Source organism: Agrobacterium tumefaciens (assembly GCF_005221325.1).
In the GTDB taxonomy this organism is placed as follows: domain Bacteria; phylum Pseudomonadota; class Alphaproteobacteria; order Rhizobiales; family Rhizobiaceae; genus Agrobacterium.
On the sequence record NZ_CP039889.1, the window covers coordinates 1,080,484 to 1,099,993 of the forward strand.

General features: G+C 60.3%; 19 protein-coding genes. 13 read left to right on the forward strand and 6 right to left on the reverse strand.

The window, feature by feature from the left end; genetic code table 11:
- The first annotated feature begins 106 nt into the window (after positions 1-106).
- Together CFBP5499_RS19840 and CFBP5499_RS19845 are read left to right on the forward strand one after the other, a co-directional pair.
- Entirely contained in the window at positions 107-1,315 is a 1,209-nt protein-coding gene (locus tag CFBP5499_RS19840) for an MFS transporter (protein ID WP_080829084.1), read from the forward strand.
- A 242-nt stretch (positions 1,316-1,557) separates the two neighbouring features.
- Positions 1,558-2,505, forward strand: a complete 948-nt coding sequence (locus CFBP5499_RS19845) for an MYG1 family protein (RefSeq protein ID WP_080829082.1) — start codon at positions 1,558-1,560, stop codon at positions 2,503-2,505.
- Between the two features lie 93 nt (positions 2,506-2,598).
- On the opposite strand, the gene CFBP5499_RS19850 is transcribed toward CFBP5499_RS19845, so the two are convergent.
- Entirely contained in the window at positions 2,599-3,882 is a 1,284-nt protein-coding gene (locus CFBP5499_RS19850) for a cystathionine gamma-synthase family protein (protein WP_080829081.1), read from the reverse strand.
- A 123-nt stretch (positions 3,883-4,005) separates the two neighbouring features.
- On the opposite strand from CFBP5499_RS19850, the gene CFBP5499_RS19855 reads away from it, so the two are divergent.
- Positions 4,006-4,464, forward strand: coding sequence for an Lrp/AsnC family transcriptional regulator (locus CFBP5499_RS19855; protein WP_080829080.1), 459 nt, complete (start codon positions 4,006-4,008; stop codon positions 4,462-4,464).
- Between the two features lie 65 nt (positions 4,465-4,529).
- On the opposite strand, the gene CFBP5499_RS19860 is transcribed toward CFBP5499_RS19855, so the two are convergent.
- A complete protein-coding gene (locus tag CFBP5499_RS19860; protein WP_080829078.1) occupies positions 4,530-5,435 on the reverse strand; it encodes a LysR family transcriptional regulator in 906 nt (301 codons plus the stop codon).
- Positions 5,436-5,559: 124 nt separating this feature from the next.
- On the opposite strand from CFBP5499_RS19860, the gene CFBP5499_RS19865 reads away from it, so the two are divergent.
- A complete protein-coding gene (locus CFBP5499_RS19865; protein WP_080829076.1) occupies positions 5,560-6,426 on the forward strand; it encodes an aldo/keto reductase family oxidoreductase in 867 nt (288 codons plus the stop codon).
- A gap of 83 nt (positions 6,427-6,509) precedes the next feature.
- Here CFBP5499_RS19865 and CFBP5499_RS19870 read toward each other — a convergent pair whose 3' ends face one another.
- A complete protein-coding gene (locus CFBP5499_RS19870; protein WP_130932547.1) occupies positions 6,510-7,394 on the reverse strand; it encodes a LysR family transcriptional regulator in 885 nt (294 codons plus the stop codon).
- 153 nt (positions 7,395-7,547) lie between these two features.
- Between CFBP5499_RS19870 and CFBP5499_RS19875 the strand changes: the two genes are divergently transcribed.
- Positions 7,548-8,192 (forward strand): hydrolase, encoded by a 645-nt coding sequence (locus CFBP5499_RS19875; protein ID WP_080829074.1) that lies wholly within the window; start codon positions 7,548-7,550, stop codon positions 8,190-8,192.
- A 110-nt stretch (positions 8,193-8,302) separates the two neighbouring features.
- Positions 8,303-9,271 (forward strand): quinone oxidoreductase family protein, encoded by a 969-nt coding sequence (locus CFBP5499_RS19880; protein ID WP_080829072.1) that lies wholly within the window; start codon positions 8,303-8,305, stop codon positions 9,269-9,271.
- Positions 9,272-9,310: 39 nt separating this feature from the next.
- Here the strand turns inward: CFBP5499_RS19880 and CFBP5499_RS19885 are convergent, their stop codons facing one another.
- Complete coding sequence (locus CFBP5499_RS19885; RefSeq protein WP_080829070.1) at positions 9,311-9,718, reverse strand: low affinity iron permease family protein; 408 nt, start codon at positions 9,716-9,718, stop codon at positions 9,311-9,313.
- Positions 9,719-9,985: 267 nt separating this feature from the next.
- On the opposite strand from CFBP5499_RS19885, the gene CFBP5499_RS19890 reads away from it, so the two are divergent.
- A complete protein-coding gene (locus tag CFBP5499_RS19890) occupies positions 9,986-10,732 on the forward strand; it encodes an SDR family NAD(P)-dependent oxidoreductase (RefSeq protein ID WP_080829068.1) in 747 nt (248 codons plus the stop codon).
- A gap of 10 nt (positions 10,733-10,742) precedes the next feature.
- Positions 10,743-11,072 carry an L-rhamnose mutarotase gene (locus CFBP5499_RS19895; protein WP_080829066.1) on the forward strand — a complete coding sequence of 110 codons (330 nt, stop codon included), beginning with the start codon at positions 10,743-10,745 and terminating at the stop codon, positions 11,070-11,072.
- Between the two features lie 28 nt (positions 11,073-11,100).
- On the opposite strand, the gene CFBP5499_RS19900 is transcribed toward CFBP5499_RS19895, so the two are convergent.
- Complete coding sequence (locus tag CFBP5499_RS19900; RefSeq protein WP_233284221.1) at positions 11,101-11,850, reverse strand: GntR family transcriptional regulator; 750 nt, start codon at positions 11,848-11,850, stop codon at positions 11,101-11,103.
- A gap of 194 nt (positions 11,851-12,044) precedes the next feature.
- Positions 12,045-13,097 (reverse strand): aldo/keto reductase, encoded by a 1,053-nt coding sequence (locus CFBP5499_RS19910; protein ID WP_175416901.1) that lies wholly within the window; start codon positions 13,095-13,097, stop codon positions 12,045-12,047.
- A gap of 289 nt (positions 13,098-13,386) precedes the next feature.
- On the opposite strand from CFBP5499_RS19910, the gene CFBP5499_RS19915 reads away from it, so the two are divergent.
- The 5 genes from CFBP5499_RS19915 to CFBP5499_RS19935 all read left to right on the forward strand — a co-directional run bounded on the left by CFBP5499_RS19915 (position 13,387) and on the right by CFBP5499_RS19935 (position 19,447).
- Positions 13,387-14,898 carry a UxaA family hydrolase gene (locus CFBP5499_RS19915; RefSeq protein ID WP_080829059.1) on the forward strand — a complete coding sequence of 504 codons (1,512 nt, stop codon included), beginning with the start codon at positions 13,387-13,389 and terminating at the stop codon, positions 14,896-14,898.
- A gap of 129 nt (positions 14,899-15,027) precedes the next feature.
- Positions 15,028-16,527, forward strand: coding sequence for a sugar ABC transporter ATP-binding protein (locus CFBP5499_RS19920; protein ID WP_080829057.1), 1,500 nt, complete (start codon positions 15,028-15,030; stop codon positions 16,525-16,527).
- The gene (locus tag CFBP5499_RS19925; RefSeq protein WP_080829055.1) at positions 16,524-17,522 is read left to right on the forward strand and encodes an ABC transporter permease; all 999 of its coding nucleotides are present in this window, start codon (positions 16,524-16,526) and stop codon (positions 17,520-17,522) included. Before CFBP5499_RS19920 ends, CFBP5499_RS19925 begins: the two co-directional genes overlap by 4 nt.
- Positions 17,519-18,484: an ABC transporter permease gene (locus CFBP5499_RS19930; RefSeq protein WP_080829053.1), complete on the forward strand. Its 966-nt coding sequence runs from the start codon at positions 17,519-17,521 to the stop codon at positions 18,482-18,484. The genes CFBP5499_RS19925 and CFBP5499_RS19930 overlap by 4 nt, the downstream gene beginning before the upstream one ends.
- 33 nt (positions 18,485-18,517) lie before the next feature.
- Entirely contained in the window at positions 18,518-19,447 is a 930-nt protein-coding gene (locus CFBP5499_RS19935) for a sugar ABC transporter substrate-binding protein (protein ID WP_080830177.1), read from the forward strand.
- The last annotated feature ends 63 nt before the right edge of the window (positions 19,448-19,510 follow it).

Genomic DNA, 19,510 nt, shown 5'->3' on the forward strand with positions numbered 1-19,510 from the left:
TGTGCACCGCACAAATTTCGGAGGAATAGGCATGAAATTCGGACTTTTAGATACATATCATCCAGATAAATTCGTCTAAAACTCTCCCAACTCAAGGAGAGACACCATGACGGACACAACATCACAGTTCGACGGGACAGAGATCGCGCTGGAGGCCGCCGAGCAGCCGGCATGGACCGCAGCGACATGGTTCGCGGTCCTCTCGATGGCGGCCACCAGCTTTGCACTCGTATCGGCGGAATTCCTGCCGGCGGGCCTTCTGACGCCCATGGCACGCGATCTCGGAATTACCGAGGGTACAGCGGGGCAGGTCGTCACGGCCACGGCCTCGGTGGGCGCCGTTACGGCCCTGTTCAGCAACGTTCTCATCGGCAAACTGAACCGCAAAACCGTGCTTGTCGGTCTTAGCGCGCTGGCAATTGCCTCCAATGTCCTTGCATCATTCGCCACCGATTTCTGGCTATTGCTGGTCGGCCGGGCAGGGCTTGGAATCGCGCTGAGCGGTTTCTGGGCGCTCTCGGTTGCCGTTGTGGCAAGGCTCGTCGGCGCGAATGCGACCGGGCGCGGCATGGCCATCGTCACCCTCGGCGTCTCGCTCGCCACGATAGCGGCGCCTTCCATGGGAGCGTTGATCAGCGACTGGGTGGGATGGCGTGTCGCCATGTCGATGACGGCGGGACTTGCCGCCATTGCCATGCTCTTGCAGATCCTGAGCCTGCCGACGCTGCCGGCAAGCACCAGCAACAGTCTTGCCGATGTTTTCCGGCTGACGCGGCGGCCGAGCGTTCAGCTTGGGATGCTTGCCATCCTGCTGTTGATGACGGGCCATTTCGCCTGCTCTGTCTATGTTCGTCCTTTCCTTGAACAGGTCACACATCTCGATACCAAGCCGATCGCACTCGCCCTGCTCGGCTTCGGCGTGGCCTCCGTGCTCGGCAATGTCGCCGGCGGCCGGATGGCCGATAACAGCATTCGCCTGGCACTCGCGGTCACTGCCGCTCTGATGGGATTTGCGGCGCTCTTCCTAGTTTTCTGGGGCGCGCATACCAGTGCTGCTTTTGCGCTCGTCGCACTCTGGGGTTTTGCCTTCGGCATGGCGCCGGTGGTCCTGCCGACGAACCTGTCCCGCGGTGCGCCCGATGCTCTTGAAGCGGCAGGCAGCCTGATGGTGGTGTCTTTTCAGGTAGCTATCAGTATCGGTGCAGTTTTTGGTGGTTACATTGTTGATTATTACGGCGCCACCGCCCCGTTGTCCCTGACCGCGGTTCTGGCTGCAGCAACGCTTGCTCTGGCATTGGTGCAGCCGCGTCGCTGATCTCCCGGCGATGATCGCCAATGCAATGAACGGCGTCGAACGCCTGCCCGTGATGCCGTGAGAGTTCAATATATTCTCGCGGCATCACGGCAGGCGTTCGACATTCCATCGCCCAGCCGATGCTTTTTTCTCCCGCAAGCATGCCGGGGCGGCACTGCCGGCTTGAGATGGTGTACAGCAGAGGGTATCAGGTGCTCCGGGTCCTCGCCGGACCTTCGGCAAACAACAAGGTACATCCTGACATGACCCCCGACTTCCTCGTCACCCATTCTGGCGGCTTCCACGCCGACGAACTGCTGTCCAGCGTCGTGTTGACACGGCTTTTTCCGCAGGCCCGGCTCGTCCGCAGCAGAGCAGCTGAATGGGTAACACCCGGTGCAGACCGCATCATCTATGACGTGGGCGGCGCTTATGACGCGTCAAAGGGCATTTTCGATCACCATCAGCGTGGTGCGCCACTGCGCGAAGACGGTCAGCCCTATAGTTCGTTCGGTCTGATCTGGAAGCATTTCGGACGGGACTACCTTGCCGCATCAGGCGTTCCTGAAGACCATGTCGAAACTCTGCACGCGTCTTTTGATGCCGGGTTTGTATTGCCGGTGGATCTGGTCGACAACGGCGCTCTTAGTCCCGCCATTGCCGGACCCCTTGCCGGGCTCACGCTGCCTGTCCTGCTGGAGACTTTGAAGCCTGTCTTTGACGACACCGATCCCGAAGCGGATGATCGCAGTTTTATGGCAGCGCTGGCCGTTGCCCGCAGCTTTGTCGAAGCAAAACTGGCCACAGGGGCTGCCAAACTGCGCGCCGAAGCGCTGGTGCAAAAGGCCATCGCCGATACTGGCGAAGGGCATATCCTTGAACTGCCGATGGGCATGCCATTTCGGTCCGCCATCGTAAAAGCCGGCGCCGACCACCTGCTCTTTGTCGTCCATCCACGGGACAACGACTGGTGCCTTACCGGCATCCGCCGCGCGGATGAAGGTTTTGAACTGCGCGCCGACCTGCCAGCGGCCTGGGCTGGCCTCACGGGCAAAGAGCTGGAAGCGGTTTGTGGCGTCGAAGGCGCGAGCTTCTGCCACAACGGTCGCTTTATCGCCGCCGCCAAAACCCGTGAGGCGATTTTAGCCATGGCGGAACTGGCGCTGAAAGAGGCTATCGCCTCCCAGCAGACGACAGCGGCAAAGCAATAACAAATTGCACAAGCTAAACGGTTGCCGTCCGATTTTTTCAGGCGGATGGCAACCCTTTCCAGACCGTAATGGCCGGCGCGCTCAAGGCCGCAGTCAGGACATGTCCAAAGCGAGGGTCAGGTCGGCGATAAGATCGTCGGGATGTTCGATGCCGATTGACAGCCGGATCGTGGAATCGAGCACACCAATGCGCTGGCGAACATCGGCGGGAACGCCCGAATGCGTCATCGTTGCGGGGTGAGAGGCAAGAGATTCCGTACCGCCCAAGCTTACGGCAAGTTTGAATATGTTCAGCGCGTTGAGGAATTTGAAAGACGCCGGCTGCCCGCCGACGATGTCGAACGAGAAGGTCGATCCCGCACCCGAGCATTGAGCGGCAAACACCTTGCCGACCGCGGATGCCGGATCACTGAACGGCAGATAATGAATTTTCTCGACCTTTGGATGCGCGTTCAGGAATTCCGCCACGACTTTCGCGTTGCTGTTTGCCCGTTCCATCCGGATTTGCAGCGTCTCGAGGGAACGCCCGAGCATCCAGCAGGAGTGCGGATCGAGCTGCGTGCCGATCGCTCCGCGCAGCGCCTTCACCTGCTTCATGATTTCCTTCCGCCCAAGCGCCGCCCCGGCGATAAGGTCGGAATGACCGCCGACGTATTTCGTGAGCGAATAGAGCGAAATATCGGCGCCGTGCTCGATGGGCTGCTGGAAAACCGGGCCGAGAAGGGTGTTGTCGCAGGCGATGATTGGCCTGTGCCCTTGCTTTTCGCCGATCACGTCAGCGACACGGCTCATCATCGCAACATCGACAATGCTGTTTGTCGGGTTGGCCGGAGTCTCGATCAGGATGACCGATACCCTGCCTTTCGCCATCGCGGTCTCTGCGGCAGCCATCACCGATGTCTCGCTGACACCGTCAGCAAAACCCACCGCCGAGACACCAAAATTATGGAAGGTCTTTGCCAGCAGCGTCTCAGTGCCACCATACAGCGGCTGGGAATGGAGCACGGTGTCGCCGGGCCGGACGAAGGCGAAAAGCGTCGTGGAAATGGCGGACATGCCGGATGAAAAAAGCGCACAACTCTCCGTGCGTTCGTAAACGGCAAGGCGATCCTCAACGATCTCGCTATTGGGATGGTTGAAACGCGAGTAGACGAGACCTGCACCCTTGCCCGCCGGCGGCTCCTTGCGGCCGGAAACGTAGTCGAAGAAGTCACGGCCGTCCTCCGCCGATTTGAAGACGAAGGTCGATGTCAGGAATACCGGGGGCTTCACGGCACCCTCCGATAGTTCCGGATCATAACCGTAATTGAGCATCTGGGTTTCAGGATGGAGGGCGTGGTTGCCGATATGGGTTTTGGACGGATGCGGCGCGGTCATTTCCGATGATCCCTCAGCTGGCGTTGAACTGTTTGCAGGTTACACGCGATAGAACCAAAATATCTTGCATTCTGGAGCGTGGAAATGTCTCTTGAAGCAAGATATTGCGGAGAATAAACGTTTATGTCGCAGAAAATTGCAGATCCGATCGACAGGAGGATACTCACGGAATTGTCAGCTGACGCGAGAATCACGAACAACGAACTCGCCGAGCGGGTCGGGCTGTCAGCATCGGCATGTTTGCGGCGGCTTCGGCGACTGGAGGAACTGGGGATTATCAAGGGTTATTCCGCCATCATCGATCCGGCGTTCGAGGGATGGACCATGACGGCCCTTGCGTCCGTCCGCCTCAGCCGCCAGCACGATGACGAAATCCGGATGTTTGAGGCGGCCGTTCTTGACTGGGCGGAGGTTCTCGAATGTCATCTGGTCACAGGTTCGAGGGACTACATGCTCAAGATCATGTGCGGCGGGCTGGATGATTACGAGCGTTTCATCAAGGAAAAGATCGCAAAGCTGAAATGCGTCGATACCATTGAGACCAGCTTCGTGATGAACACCATCAAGGCGCGTCGCATCTGACTTTGGCCCCGGCATTCCGGCTCGGCCAACGGGAAACGTGGAAATCGGAACTGTCGAACCGAACCTTACTCTACCTTTCTTGCGCTCTTGACGAAATCAATGAAGGCGCGAAGAGGTGCGGGCACCAGGCGGCGACCGGGGTAATAGAGATAGGGACCCGGAAAGTTCAGCCACCACGGCTCCAGCAATGGCTCAAGTGCGCCGCTCGCGAGATGCGGTTCCAGCCAATCCTCGAAGAGATAGATGACACCCAGGCCGGCAATGGCGGCGCTGACGCCGAGATCCGTGCCTCCGCCCGATTGCACGAGAAGCTGGCCCGGCGGATCGATAATCATCGTCTCGCCGTTGCACTCGAATTCCCAGGGAGGAATGGCCCGGCCGGCGAAGCGCCCCCGGATGCACGCATGTTCAAGGAGTTCCCGCGGATGAGTGGGGCACCCTCGCGCCGCGATATAGCCCGGTGCTGCGGCAAGCGCGAAGCGCTGCGTGCGCGGACCGATCGGCACGGCAATCATGTCCTGCTCAAGCCGCTCATCATAGCGGATACCTGCGTCGCAGCCGGCGGAAATGATGTCGACAAAATTTTCGTCGGTGACGATTTCCAGGCGAATATCCGGATAGGCTGCCAGAAAAGGCGGGACGATGTCAGGCAAAACCAGCCGGGCCGCACTGACGGGAACATTGAGCTTCAGCGAGCCTGACACCTGGTCCCGGTCGCTACTTATCTGGTCAAGCGCCGAGCGGATTTCGGCAAAGGCGGGATCGACCCGGCGAAGCAGTTCCGCGCCGGCTTCAGTTGGCAGAACGCTGCGGGTCGTGCGGTTGAGGAGGCGTACCCCGAGTTCGTTTTCAAGACGCTTAATTGCATCGCTCAGCGCCGACGAACTCATACCACTCGCACGGGCAGCCTGGCGGAAACCACGGGCACGGGCGACCAGCAGGAATGCGCCGATATCGTTGAAGTCCAGCATGACTATACCCCTCCGAGGTATCTATATTGTCCGTCATGGCGGACAGGCTGTCCTGACTATAGCGAATTGTGACTCCAATGCCATCACCTCTATAGTGGGGAAAGACACAGCGGAGAAACCTCAAATGTCGACACTCGACCAGTCTGGAACTTTTCGTCTTGCAGGCCGCAATATCAGGCGGCTTGGCTATGGAGCGATGCAGTTAGCCGGTAAAGGCGTCTTCGGCCCTCCGAAAGATCGCGAGGAAGCGATCGCGGTACTGCGAGAAGCCGTGGAGAGCGGCGTCAATCATATCGATACCAGCGATTTCTACGGACCCCACATTACCAATCAGATTATTCGTGAGGCCCTGCATCCCTATCAGGACGACCTCGTTATCGTCACAAAGGTCGGTGCGACTCGCGGTGATGACGCCTCCTGGAATGCGGCTTTCTCGAAGGAAGAGCTGACCCGGGCAGTTCACGACAATCTTCGCAATCTGGGTAAGGAGGTACTTGATGTCGTCAATCTCCGGGCCATGTTCGATGTTCACGGCCCCGCCGAGGGATCGCTCGCGGCACCGCTTGAAGTTCTGGCAGATTTGCAACGGCAGGGATTGATCCGGCATATCGGCGTATCGAACGTAACGCCGCGGCAGATCACGGAAGCCGGTAAAATGGTGGAGATCGTCTGCGTGCAGAACCAATATAATCTGGCGCATCGACAAGACGATGCCCTGATAGACACGCTCGCAGCACAGGGCATCGCTTACGTTCCATTCTTTCCCCTCGGTGGCTTTTCTCCGCTGCAATCGACAGTGCTCTCAGACGTCGCTACGCAACTGGACGCCTCGCCGCTGCAGGTGGCTCTCGCCTGGCTCTTGAAGCGATCAAACAATATTCTGGTTATTCCCGGAACGTCTTCGCGCGCACATCTGCGCCAGAACCTTGCAGCCGCATCTCTTGATCTTCCGGACAGTGCCATGACCGCTCTTGCGGCGATCGGCGGATGAAATCTCCACAGTTTCGGGAAAAGAGCATCTGACACTGCGACCGGAGTTGGCCCTCAAGCCGACTCCGGTCGCGTTTTAGCCGTCTACACCCCAAGTTCCGGCGTCCGTTTAAAATACTCAGTCAGCATTTCGGTGAGCACCCGCACTTTGCGCGCGGGATGCTGGCTCGGTGGGCGTACCACATAGACGGCGCCCGCAGGGACCGGATAGCGCGTCATGATCGGAACCAACGCGCCGGAGGCCAGATATGCATGTGTTATGCAATCTGGGAGCCAGGCGATGCCGAGACCTGCAGCCGCCGCTGCGGCAAGCGCCGTGGCGCTGTCGGCCTTGAACTTGCCCTGCGGCTGAACCGTGACGATCCTGTCACCGTCCATGAACTGCCAGGCTTCCGTTCCCTGCATGAGAGCCTGATGGTTGACGAGCTGTTCAACCGCCTCAGGGGAACCGTGCGCTTTGATGTAAGTCGGGCTGGCGACAAGCTTTCCATGAATCGGCCCGACGCGCTTCGCGATCAGGTTCGAGTCCTGAAGGTAGGCACCCCGAATCGCGCAATCGAAACCCTCTGCGATGAGATCGACGAAACGGTCGCTGTAGGAGGTATGGATGTGAAGCTGCGGGTTCTGACGCGCCATTTCCGCAAGCACGGGAGCGAAGTGGGTGGGGCCGAAAGTAAGTGGCATTGCGACCCTCAAACGGCCGTGCAGCTCGCCGGCGGGGAGGATCGTTTCCCGGGCCGTATCGATCTCGGCGCTGGCCCGAGCGGCATGGTACCTGAAAGTGATACCCGCCTCCGTGAGCGCGGCACCGCGCGTTGTCCGCGCAAGAAGCTGGACGCCAAGCTCCGCCTCGATCCGAAAGAGCCGACGGCTGACGATTGACTTGGAGACGCCAAGCCGGCGCGCTGCGGCCGAGACGCCGCCGGCATCGGCGACTGCGACAAATGTCCGTAGATCTTCGATGTCCATTCCGCGTTCCTCGTTTCGCGACACAGCTTGCCAGGTTATGGCACTATCTCACCGTTGAAAGGAACAGCAAAATGCTTCCAGGCAACGTTGCCCGCTGGCGCGTGTCTCTCTCGAACCCATCGCCGTCCATGGCGGCAGAGAAAGGAAGTCTTGATGACCCTTCGTAACGGCCTCGATTCTCTTCTTCGTCCCGAAGATTCGGTCCTCGTTCTGATCGACCATCAGCCCTACCAGCTCGCAAATCTCAACAGCCACGATCCGCACACGGTGGTCAACAACACGACCGCGCTGGCGAAGCTGGCAAAAGCCTTCGATGTTCCGACCATTCTCACCAGCGTGATCTCGGCGCGCGGTGGACTTCTCTTCAAGCATATCACCGACGTATTTCCGGATCAGGACGTCATCGATCGCACCTGGGTGAACACCTGGCAGGACGAGAATGTGGTGAACGCCGTCAAGGCGACTGGTCGCAAGCAGCTGATCATCGCCGGCCTGTGGACCGAGGTTTGCGTCGCGATGCCTGTGATCCAGGCCGCCGGCGAAGGCTGGGACGTGACCGTAATCACCGACGCGTCGGGCGGGATTTCGAAGGAGTCCCATGAAGTGGCCATCCAGCGAATGATCGCGGCTGGCGCGAATGTGATGACCGTCATGGCACTCGCCGGCGAATGGCAACGGGATTGGGCGCGCACCGAGCATGTCGAGGCGCTGACAGAGATTCTCATTCAGCACTTCGGCGGCAGTGGCATCGCCTATCTTTGGGAGCAGCAGCTTCTCAACACACCAGTCGCTGGCTGATCCCAGCCAGCGTGGCGCGCATTTCGGTGAGGGCCGAAACGACCATTTATCGGCCCTCGCCACCTTCATGCCGCTTGCCCCCATGCGAGTGATAATGGAGCAAGAGAACCATGAAAGCAGCAGTCTATGATCAACCCGGTCCGCCGGATGTGCTTTACTACACGGACGTGGCCGATCCGGTCTGCCCAAGCGACAGTGTCCTGATCCGCATGGAAGCCGCCGCCATCGAGGGAGGCGACCTGATCAATCGCGCGTCCACGCCTCCACCCCATCCAGCTTTCGTCGTCGGTTATGCAGCCGCCGGAGAAATCATAGCGGTCGGAGAGAACGTGAAACATCGTCAGCTCGGCCAGAAGGTGACGAGCTTCGATCTCGCCGGATCGCATGCGGAATTGCGCGCCGTTGCCGCCAACCGGACCTGGCCGGTGCCGGAAGGGTTAGACATGGCCGCAGCCGCAGCACTGCCGATCGCATTCGGCACCGCCCATCACTGCCTCTTCGCACGGGGTGGCCTGAAGCGGGGCGAAACCGTCCTCATCCAGGCAGGCGCCGGCGGCGTCGGGCTCGCCGCCATTCAGCTCGCGCATCGGGCAGGTGCGACGGTGCTTGCAACCGTCTCCGGCGTCGAGAGGGCCGAACGTCTCGTCGGGCTCGGTCTCGATCATGCGATCGACCATCGCTCGACCGACGTCACTGACGCGGTCATGGGCCTGACGGAAGGCCGCGGTGTGGATCTCGTCGTAGACCCAGTCGGAACTACCCTGCAGGTTTCCCTGGCGGCGCTCCGCCCCGAGGGTCGTCTGGTGTTCGTCGGCAACGCCGGCGGTTCACAGCTCGGTATCGATCTTTGGCCGGCACTGCAGGCGAACCAATCGCTTTTCGGCGTCTTCATGGGAACGCAATTGGAAAAGCCGGACGTCTATGGCACGGTTTCCCGGATGCTGGATTGGGCGGCGGCCGGTGCTCTCAAGGTAATCGTGGACAGGACGTTTCCGCTCACGGCGGCGGCTGAGGCCCACACCTATGCCCAGGGCAATTCCATCCTCGGACGCGTCGTCATCGTTCCGGACAGGCAATGAGCATCCCCGGTTCGAAGTCAGATGGGCAGTAATCGCGACTTAACGCCGGGAAAGCAATCGAGCCATCGCGTGATGCGGGGAAGGCTTGCTACTTTCCGGTCCGCTATCTCTTTCCAGACGTGCGCGGATGTCCTCGATTTCCTGTTCAGTGAGATGCTCGATCCCGATGAAATCACTCCGCGCCTCCTCCACCGCCCGCAACAATTCGTCCAGCTTTGCTTCCATCGCCGCGGAATCCCGGTTCTGTGAGTTCTGCACGAGAAAAATCATGAGAAAGGTGACGATGGTCGTTCCGGTATTGATGACCAGTTGCCAGACCTCCGAAAACCCGAATAACGGTCCGCTGATCCCCCAGACGAGGACAGTGCCAAGCGCCACGACGAAAGCGGCCGGAGAGCCGGAGAAGGACGCTATGCGGGTTGCGAAGCGGGTGAAGACCTTGTTCATGACACGCCGTATTCCCTCAGCTCAGATACCAATCAAACGCCTGTTAGGGCTCTAAGGCACTAACAAACAAAGAGAATGATGGTTCCGGAGCGCGGGCTGTACTGCGTCGGAAACCCCACGTTGCGCGAGGCCGCTACCGCGGTCATTTCCAGATCATGCCGGGCAACACCGCCCCTGATCGCCCGTCAGAGCGTGATTGCGATTTCCTCTTTGTGGAATCAAAATACTAGTATAATAGTTTATCCGAAAGTCAGGTGGAGGAATGACATGAACAGGATTGATCTCGACGGACAGGCGGCGGTGGTGACCGGCGGCGCGCAGGGAATTGGCCTTGCCATCGCAAGGCGGCTTATCGAATCCGGGGCGAAAGTCAGCCTTTGGGATATGAGCGAGACGGCGATTGGAGAGGCATGCGGTGTGCTTGGCGAGGGCGCCAGCGGCAAGGTTGTTGACGTCACCGATTTTGACGGCCTCGCCCGCGTTCACGCCGAGGTCGAGGCGGAGACCGGCCCCGTATCGATCCTCGTCAATTCCGCCGGAATTGCGGGCGGCAATGCGACCCTTGAGGATTATGACATCGAGGAATGGCGGCGCGTCGTGGAGGTTAATCTGAACGGCACCTTTTATGCCAATAAGACCGTGATCCCGTCCATGAAGGCCAGGAATTATGGCAGGATCGTCAATATTTCCTCGGTTGCCGGCAAGGAGGGCAATCCCAAACTGTCAGCCTATTCCGCAGCCAAGGCGGGCGTGATCGGCTTGACCAAATCGCTCGGCAAGGAACTCGCGGCACACGATATTGCCGTCAACGCGATCACGCCGGCGACGGCACGCACCCGGATTCTCGAAACCCTGACGCCGGAATTCATCGATTACATGCTGACACGTATTCCGCGTGGCCGCTTTCTGGAAGTCGAAGAGGCTGCGGCCATGGTCGCATGGCTGGTGAGCCGCGAAAACAGCTTCACCACCGCCTCGGTTTTCGACCTTTCCGGCGGACGGACGACCTATTGAGGAGCAGTCGATGAGGCGCATGGGATTTTGCCTTAACCTCAGGCCCGGCACGGTCAGCGAATATAAAAGGCTGCACGCTGACGTGTGGCCGGAGGTGCTCAAAGCCATCGCCCGCGCCAATATCACCAACTATTCGATTTTTCTGAAAGAACCGGAAAACCTGCTCTTTGGCTATTGGGAATATACCGGCGATGATTTCTCCGCCGATATGGCGGAGATGGCCAAGGGCGAACGCATGCGGGAATGGTGGGCGATCTGCCAACCTCTGCAATTGCCCTTCCCGACGCGCCGACCGGACGAGTGGTGGGCGCAGATGACCGAGGTCTTCCACATGGAGTGACTGCGCCGATCGTCCTCTCAGGCCCGCTTCAAACGCCGGCAAACCCGCTGGCTTCAATACTGCCGAGCAGTTTCAGCGTATTGCTGAGCGACGTCTCCAGATGCTCCTTGATCGCCCTTTCGGCCGCTTCCGGGTCATGCGCCTCCAAAGCATCAACGATGGCGCTGTGCTGCTCGATCGTCGTTTCACCGGCTCCCGGCGAAGGCAGCGACAGAAGGCGGCAGCGATCCATCTGCGCCTTGGTAATGTCCACCACACGCCATAGCATGGAATAACCATTGACCTCGGCAATGACCCTGTGAAAGGCGTCATCGTGATCGATCGCATCCTCGAAGCGGCTTCTTTTGACCGAAAGGGCGTGAAGATCGATAATGTCGCGCAGGCGCTGCACTCCATCCGCGCTGATCGTTTCCGCCGCATGGCGAACGCTTTCCCGCTCCAGCGCTATGCGGATGATATAGGCTTCCTGCACCTGCCTGCGGCTGATGGGTGTGACGAAGGTTCCGGCCTGGGCGCGGACATCGATCAGCCCCTCATCTTCAACACGTTTGACGGCCTCGCGCACCGGCGTGCGAGAGGTGCCGAGACGCTCGGCAATCTCTATTTCATTGACCGGCGAACCGGGCGCGAGCCTGCCGGTCACGATGGCGCGGCGAACGAGCTGGTAGATCTGGTCGCGAAGCGGCATATTCCGCGTGATCGTCACGCCATTGAGGAACCCGGTCAAATCGGATTTGTCCTGCAAGGAACGGCCGGTATTCGCCTCTTCTTTTGACACGTCCGTATTCTCCCATCAAAAACCGGACTCACCGGCAGAAATTTCTTTAGCCGGTTTCTTGTCCGCAACCAACCTCCCCCATGATTTCGAGACAAGCCGTTCATGAAAGAAGCAATCAATCGGCGGCTGCCGATATTCGCCGCAGCCCATCGTCCGGAGCTGCGCGGTTCGGTTACCGCTCGCTTTAATGATCCTCATGTTTCCATCAAAACCGGCATCGGCGCCAGCAGGCCCTTTTCCTGCAAGGCCTGCCACAATTCGTCCGGTATGTCCGTCTCGAACCATCCGACCGATTGCAGCAGCTTGTCGGGATGTTTGGCCCCCACCAGGACCGAAACGACTGCGGGATGAAACAGCGGGAACTGCACCGCCGCAGCGCCCAGCGGCACGTTGAAAGCGCCGCAGACCCGCGCCAGCTTCTCCGTGCGCAGGACGATCTCGGCAGACGCATCCTTGTAGTTGAATTTGGCGTTAGCCGCCGTGCCGGTGGCGAGAATGCCGGAATTGAAGACCCCGCCAATGACGATGGCCGTGCCCTGCCGCCGGGCGCGATCAAGCAACGGCACCGCATCCTGTTCCAGCAGGCTGTGCCGGCCGGCCAGCAGGCAGCAATCGAGATGAACCTCATCCATGGCGGCGGCGATCGCGTCAGCCTCGTTGACGCCCAGCCCGAAACCGGCGATCAGACCGGCCTCACGCAACTCCGAGAGTGCCCTGAAACCGCCCGACGTCAATTGCCGCCAGAGCGCGGCATTTCTTTCACCATGGGTGAGAACGCCGATATCGTGAATGAAGAGAATATCCAGCCTGTTGGTGCCCATGCGCTGCTGGCTGTCGTCGAAGCTGCGCATGATGCCGTCATAGCTGTAATCAAAGGTTTCGCGAAATGGCAGACCATTCTGCCAGCCCGGATCCAAGGGATTTTTCGGCAGCTCCGGTGGCAGGCGGTGACCCGGACGGTCGTTGGCGAAAAGCCTGCCGACCTTGGTGCTGACGACCGCCTCATCGCGCTGCGGCTCTTCGCGCAGAAACTGCCCGAGCAGATGCTCCGCCCGGGTAAGCCCGTACATCGGCGCCACGTCGAAATAACGGATACCGCTATCCCATGCCGCCTGAAGCGTCGCCAGCGCGTCAGTGGCGCTCACCGGCGCATAAAGCCCGCCAAGCGACGCGCAGCCCATGCTGAGCGTCGTTACTGAGAGGCTCGTGGTTCCCAGACGTCGTTTATCCCCTGCCCGCATCGCAATCTCCCGTGCGCTTATCAACAATTACACTAATATAATGATCGATCAAGATTCCTGGGGAACCTTTCATCGAGAACCAGCCCGCCCTAGGCTCAGGCGAATTGCTCCTCCTTCAGGCGCAAATATTCCCTCTCTTGGTTTTCACACATTAAGCAGAGCCCGGCTTCCATTTGCCGGAGATGCTCGCGTCACAACCCACTTCAAGTCCCTTGACCACGGTGCATTATACTAGTATTCCAATATACAGCAAAGAACGAATTTCCGGCTTCCGCCTGTTTCACGCAGAGAAATCATGGCTCGCTATATCAAACTGACTGAAACCGATAACATCATCGTCGCCGTCGAACCGATCGCATCGGGTGAGACCGTGGCAGAGGTTGCTGCGCGTGAGCGCATCCCGCGGGGTCACAAAATGGCCGTGCAGGCGATCGCAAGCCGGACGCCCATCATCAAATATGGCCAGATCATCGGCTTCGCCACGCAGGACATCGAGCCGGGGCAATGGGTTCACGAACATAACGTGACGATGCAGAGTTTCGAACGCGGCTATGCAAGCGGCGAGGAAGCAAGGCCCACGCGCTATATAGAGCCGGAGAAGCGGCACAGCTTCAATGGCTTCCGGCGCGCCAACGGACGCTTCGGCACCCGCAATTATGTCGCCGTTCTCACCTCGGTGAACTGTTCCGCCACCGCCTCGCGCTTCATCGCTGACGAGATCAACCGCTCGGGCATTCTCGGCCAGTTCCCGAATGTGGACGGCGTCATATCGCTCGTCCACGGCACCGGATGCGGGCTGGATATTCATGGGGAAGCCTACGAATTGCTCAAGCGCACTCAATGGGGCGTGGCGCAAAACCCGAATATCGGCGGCGTACTGATGGTGGGGCTGGGCTGCGAGGCGTTTCAGATTCCGCGCTGGATGGATGCTTACGGCGTTAAGGAAAACGAGACCTTCCGCACACTTACCATTCAGGAAGTCGGCGGCACGCGCAAGACGGTGAAGGCCGGAGTGGCGGCCATCCGCGAGATGCTGCCGGTGGTCAATCTTGCCGGCCGCGTTCCCGCCCCCGCTTCGGAACTGATGCTGGCGCTGCAATGCGGCGGCTCGGACGGTTATTCCGGCATCACCGCCAATCCGGCGCTCGGCATTGCCGCCGATATCCTGATTGCCGAAGGCGGAACTGCGATCCTCTCGGAAACCCCGGAGATATATGGCGCGGAGCATCTCCTGATCCGCAGGGCTGAGCGGCCGGAGATCGGCGAGAAACTGGCCGAACGCATCCGCTGGTGGGAGAACTATACCTGGCGGCACGACATGGAGATGAATAACAATCCCTCTCCCGGCAACAAGGCGGGCGGCCTGACGACCATTCTCGAAAAATCGCTGGGAGCGGCGATGAAGGGCGGCTCGACCAATCTGACGGCGGTGTTCAACTACGCTGAGCAGGTGGACGCCAAGGGACTGGTCTTCATGGATACGCCCGGTTACGACCCCGTTTCAGCCACGGGCCAGGTGGCGGGTGGCGCCAATATCCTGTGCTTCACCACCGGACGGGGCTCCGCTTTCGGCTGCAAGCCCACGCCCTCTATCAAGCTCGCCTCCAATTCCTACATCTTCGAGAAGATGGCGGAAGATATGGACATCAATTGCGGCGATGTGCTTGACGGCACAACGCTGCAGCAGAAGGGCGAGGAAATCTTCGCCAGAATATTGGCCGTCGCCTCCGGCGAGCGCACGAAATCCGAGCTTCTGGGCTATGGCGACAGCGAATTCGTCCCATGGTCTATTGGCGCGACGATGTAAGCGAGCGGCTCGGAGGCTTCAGGAAACGCCTGAGCCAAGGCCGGTCTACAAGGAAAGACGCAAGGGGCATTTGCTTGCCGCGACTATTATATTAATGTAACAAAATTGAGAAAGCTATGGGAGGAGAACATGGCGGAAACGGCGAATGCGCTGCGGATGCGGGGGATCAGCAAGATCTTTCCCGGCGTAAAAGCGCTGTCCAACGTCAATTTCACGGTCGAATATGGCCGTATTCACGCCGTCGTCGGTGAGAACGGCGCAGGCAAATCGACGCTGATGAAAATCCTGAGCGGCAGCTATGCCCCAACAACCGGCACGACGGAAATCGCCGGGGTGGAAGTGCATATGCGCCGGCCGGCCGATGCACAGAAACTCGGCATTCGCATGGTGCATCAGGAGTTGAACCTCGTTCCAGACCTCACCGTTGCGGAGAATATCTATCTCGGCCGCATGCCGCGCCGCCGTTTTCTGGTCGACAGGCAGGCCATGCTGCGCAAGGCCGCCGCAGTTCTGAAGGAACTGGAAGCGGCAATTGACCCGAAGGCGCGGCTCGGCGACCTGACGATCAGCCAGCAGCAGCTCGTCGAGATCGCCAAATCCTATTCCGCCGATCCGCGCATCATCGTCCTCGACGAACCGACATCCAGCCTGAGCGAACATGAGACCGCAGCGCTGTTTTCCATCCTGCGCAAGATGAAAAGCCAGGGCATCGCCATCATCTATATCAGCCATCGGCTGAAGGAAGTGCTTGATATCGCTGATGACGTGACCATCCTGCGCGATGGCAGCATGATCGACACCCGACCGGCAGCCGGCATCACCGCCGCCGAAATGATCCGCCTCATGGTCGGCCGCGAAGTTGCCAATGTCTTTCCCAAAACGCCGTCGAAGATCGGCCCGGTGGCTTTCAAGGTCACGGGGCTGAGCGACGGCGAAAAATTCCACGATGTCGGTTTCGATGTCCGGTCAGGTGAAATCCTTGGGCTGACCGGCCTGGTGGGCGCCGGCCGCACGGAGGTCGCCCAGGCGATTTTCGGCCTTGCGCCGCTGGCGGCGGGCCGGATCGAGATAAACGGCAAGGCCGTTACGGTCGGTTCGCCGGCGGCAGCCGTCAAAGCAGGCATAGCCTATGTTCCCGAAGATCGAAAAGCCGACGGCATCGTGCCGTCCATGAGCGTGCGCGAAAACATCAGCCTGCCGGTGCTGCGACGCTTAAGCCGTCTTGGCCGCATCGGCATGAGCGGGGATCGCGGGCTGGCGGCGAAATATACGCGCGATTTCTCCATCGTTCCGCCCGATCCGGAGCGGCGCATCAACCTGCTTTCGGGCGGCAACCAGCAGAAGGCGATCATTTCGCGCTGGCTGGCGGCCGGGCCGAAGGTGTTGATCCTCGATGAACCGACACGCGGCGCCGATGTCGGAGCGAAGGCGGAAATCCACCGCATCATCGGGGAACTCGTGGCCAGTGGCATGGCGGTCGTGATGATCTCGTCGGAACTGCCTGAGGTGATGGGGGTCTGCGACCGGGTGGTGGTCATGCGCGATGGACGCGCCTGCGCCCCCATCGCGCGCGGAGACTTGACGGAAGAGCGCATCATGGCGCTTGCAACAGGGGAAGAACCAGCGTGAACGACATTACCGCGATCACCGAAAAACGGAACGTCGCACCGCGCTTTCATCGCGGCGGGCGGCTCACCGGCCTGTTCGCCAAAGGCGGCCTCCTGCTGGCCATTCTTCTCGTGACCTTATATGGCTCGTTTTCGAGCCCCGTCTTCTTCACGACAGGCAATTTCATCAATATCCTGACATCCATGGCCATCGTCGGCATCGTGGTCGTCGGCATGACCTTCGTCCTCATCACAGGCGGGCTCGCCGACCTGTCGGTGCCGGCGACCATTGCCTGCGGCGCGATCCTGTCTCTGGCGCTACAGCCGGAGATCGGCGCCGTTCCGGCCTTCCTGGTCGCGGTCGCGCTCGCCGGCGCCTGCGGTCTCATCAACGGATTGCTGATCGGCTATATCGGCGTCAATCCGATCATCGCCACCCTCGGTCTCGGCACCATCATTCTCGGCATCGTGCAGGCGGCGGTCGGCGGCGTCATCGTTTATGGAACGAATCCGGCCATCGCCGCCTTCGTCAAAAGCCGCGTCCTAGGCGTTCCGTTCGTCGTGCTGGTGTTTCTGGCCGTCGCCGTCGCCGGTCATTTCGTCCTGTCCAGCACCGTCTGGGGCCGATGGAGCCTCGCCACCGGCGGCAATTACCGGGCGGCGCGGGCCAGCACCGTGCCGGTCAGGGCGGTCAAGGCCGGGGCTTTCGTCATCACCGGGCTGGCGTCCGGCCTCAGTGGCGGCCTGCTCGGCCTTACCTTGCAAAGCGCGCGCCCCCTTGTCGGAACGGGTTATGAATTCAGCGCCATTACCGCCGTCGTGGTCGGCGGCATCTCGATCATGGGCGGTTTCGGCTCCGTGCCGCGCGCCATCGCCGGCCTCGTCCTCGTCCAGCTCTTGACCAATGTCATGGTGCTGCAAGGCGTTCCAACCCCGATCCAGGGTTTTGTCCTCGGGCTCCTGATCGCATTTGCGGTGGCGCTCGACGTCGCGCTTCGCCGGAGGGCCGTGGCATGAACGAAGTGTTGTCTGCGCTCTCCCGTTATCGCGTAACGATCATATTGGGCGCGACGCTGGTCATTGCCGCGCTCACCGTGCCCGGCTTCGTCAGCCTCACCACCGCAAGCCTTGGTCTTGATCGCGGCGCGTCGATCGGCATCGTCGCCATCGGCCTGACGGTGCTGCTCATCGCCGGCCAGATCGATCTTTCCGTCGGTGCGGTCTTTGCGCTCTCCGGTATCGTAGCGATTTCGCTGCAGGCTCAGCTCGGCATATGGCCGGCGGCCGCGCTCGGGGTGCTGACCGGTATCGCCGCAGGTGTCTTCAACGGCGTTCTCACCGTTGGCCTGAAGATCAATGCCCTGGTGGCGACGCTCGCCAGCATGCTGATCTTCCGCTCCCTGGCGCATTGGGTCACCGGCAGCCAGCCGGTATCGGGCACCGATATCATCTTCGCCGTCACGCTCTCGCAGGTCTATGCGGAATTCTTCACGGCTCGCAGCGCTCTGTTTCTGGCCGGTATCGTGCTGCTCGATTTCTGGCTGCGGCGCACCGTTTCGGGCCGCAACCTGTTCGCAGTTGGATCGAACCCCGCTGCCGCCGAGGCAAGCGGCATATCATCCGGCAGGACGCTGTTCCTGAGCTTCGCTTTCGCAGGTGCACTGGCCGGGCTCGCCGGGGTTTTCGAAAGCCTGACGACCAATACCGGCTCGCCGGTCTTCGGTGCGGAAATCACCGTCGTCATCATCGCCGCCGTGGTGGTGGGAGGCACCCGGCTGGAAGGCGGCCGCGGTTCGGCGCTCGGCACGCTCGGCGGCGTCCTGACGATTGCTGCACTGACCACGGCGATGGAGTTCCAGTCCGTGCCGGCCTACGTCCAGCAGATCGTCAACGGCCTGATCCTGATCCTGCTGGTCGTGCTCGACCGCACCGTGCGCGCAAGTCCGCGCCCGGCAATGCCGATACTGAAATCCCTTTAACCAGACATGTCACTTGAGGAGGAGTTTGTGATCATGAATAAAAAGACCCTGTTTGCCGGTGTGGCGGCGCTTATCGCCTCGGCCGGTTTCGCCGAGGCCAAGACGGTGTGCTACGTCACGGCCGCCGATTCCCATGCCTATGTCACGCCGGCCAACAAGGCCATCGATGCGCGGGCCAAGGAACTCGGGGTTGAGGTTCTCAGCCTCAGCCAGAATTTCGATGTCCAGACCGGCGTGCAGCAGATCAACACCTGCATCGCCCGCAAGGCGGCTGGTATCATTTTATGGCCGCTCGATCCGCAGGCCTATATTCCCGGTCTCGCAAAGGCAAAGGCGGCCGGCATTCCCGTCAACCTCATCAATTCGCCCATGAATGACGCGGCCAAGCCCTTCATCACCTCCTTCACCGGCCCGGATGTCTATTCCGAAGGTGAAATGGCGGCCGAGGCGCTTCAGAAGGCGCTGGACGGCAAGGGTTCCATCGTCATCATCGCCGGCCAGGCCGGCAATGGCACCACCATCGGCCGCGTCGATGGCTTCAACGCCAAGCTGAAGGCGCTCGGCAGCAAGATCGAGGTTCTCGATACGGTCAATGCGGATTTCGACCAGCAGAAGGCGCTCGTTGCCAGCCGCGACCTGATCACCCGTTTCGGCGACAAGATTGCGGGCGTCTACGCCAATGACGACACCATGGCGCGCGGCTTCATCGACGCCTGGAAAGAAGCGAAATCCGGCAAGGCAACGCCTCCGATCGTCGGCATCAACGGCCAGAAGGATGCTTTCGAATCGATCAGGAACGGTGAAATGTACGCCACCATCGTGCAATCCCCGATCGAGGACGGCCTCCTGGCAATCAACGCGATGGCGGATGTCCTGAGCGGCAAGACGATCGATGCCCGTCTGCCCATTCCGCTGACGGTTGTGACGAAGGCGAATGTGGAGAAGGAAAAACCCGCCTTCTGAACGATGCGGCATCGGACATAAGCGGGCACCTCATGTAGAAATAGGCCGCGCAACCATCCGGGT

Excerpts from the sequence above, each read along its gene's own strand:
- CFBP5499_RS19840 (WP_080829084.1), top strand. The coding sequence starts at position 107 with ATGACGGACACAACATCACAGTTCGACGGGACAGAGATCGCGCTGGAG.
- CFBP5499_RS19845 (WP_080829082.1), top strand. The coding sequence starts at position 1,558 with ATGACCCCCGACTTCCTCGTCACCCATTCTGGCGGCTTCCACGCCGAC.
- CFBP5499_RS19850 (WP_080829081.1), bottom strand. The coding sequence starts at position 3,882 with ATGACCGCGCCGCATCCGTCCAAAACCCATATCGGCAACCACGCCCTC.
- CFBP5499_RS19855 (WP_080829080.1), top strand. The coding sequence starts at position 4,006 with ATGTCGCAGAAAATTGCAGATCCGATCGACAGGAGGATACTCACGGAA.
- CFBP5499_RS19860 (WP_080829078.1), bottom strand. The coding sequence starts at position 5,435 with ATGCTGGACTTCAACGATATCGGCGCATTCCTGCTGGTCGCCCGTGCC.
- CFBP5499_RS19865 (WP_080829076.1), top strand. The coding sequence starts at position 5,560 with ATGTCGACACTCGACCAGTCTGGAACTTTTCGTCTTGCAGGCCGCAAT.
- CFBP5499_RS19870 (WP_130932547.1), bottom strand. The coding sequence starts at position 7,394 with ATGGACATCGAAGATCTACGGACATTTGTCGCAGTCGCCGATGCCGGC.
- CFBP5499_RS19875 (WP_080829074.1), top strand. The coding sequence starts at position 7,548 with ATGACCCTTCGTAACGGCCTCGATTCTCTTCTTCGTCCCGAAGATTCG.
- CFBP5499_RS19880 (WP_080829072.1), top strand. The coding sequence starts at position 8,303 with ATGAAAGCAGCAGTCTATGATCAACCCGGTCCGCCGGATGTGCTTTAC.
- CFBP5499_RS19885 (WP_080829070.1), bottom strand. The coding sequence starts at position 9,718 with ATGAACAAGGTCTTCACCCGCTTCGCAACCCGCATAGCGTCCTTCTCC.
- CFBP5499_RS19890 (WP_080829068.1), top strand. The coding sequence starts at position 9,986 with ATGAACAGGATTGATCTCGACGGACAGGCGGCGGTGGTGACCGGCGGC.
- CFBP5499_RS19895 (WP_080829066.1), top strand. The coding sequence starts at position 10,743 with ATGAGGCGCATGGGATTTTGCCTTAACCTCAGGCCCGGCACGGTCAGC.
- CFBP5499_RS19915 (WP_080829059.1), top strand. The coding sequence starts at position 13,387 with ATGGCTCGCTATATCAAACTGACTGAAACCGATAACATCATCGTCGCC.
- CFBP5499_RS19920 (WP_080829057.1), top strand. The coding sequence starts at position 15,028 with ATGGCGGAAACGGCGAATGCGCTGCGGATGCGGGGGATCAGCAAGATC.
- CFBP5499_RS19930 (WP_080829053.1), top strand. The coding sequence starts at position 17,519 with ATGAACGAAGTGTTGTCTGCGCTCTCCCGTTATCGCGTAACGATCATA.
- CFBP5499_RS19935 (WP_080830177.1), top strand. The coding sequence starts at position 18,518 with ATGAATAAAAAGACCCTGTTTGCCGGTGTGGCGGCGCTTATCGCCTCG.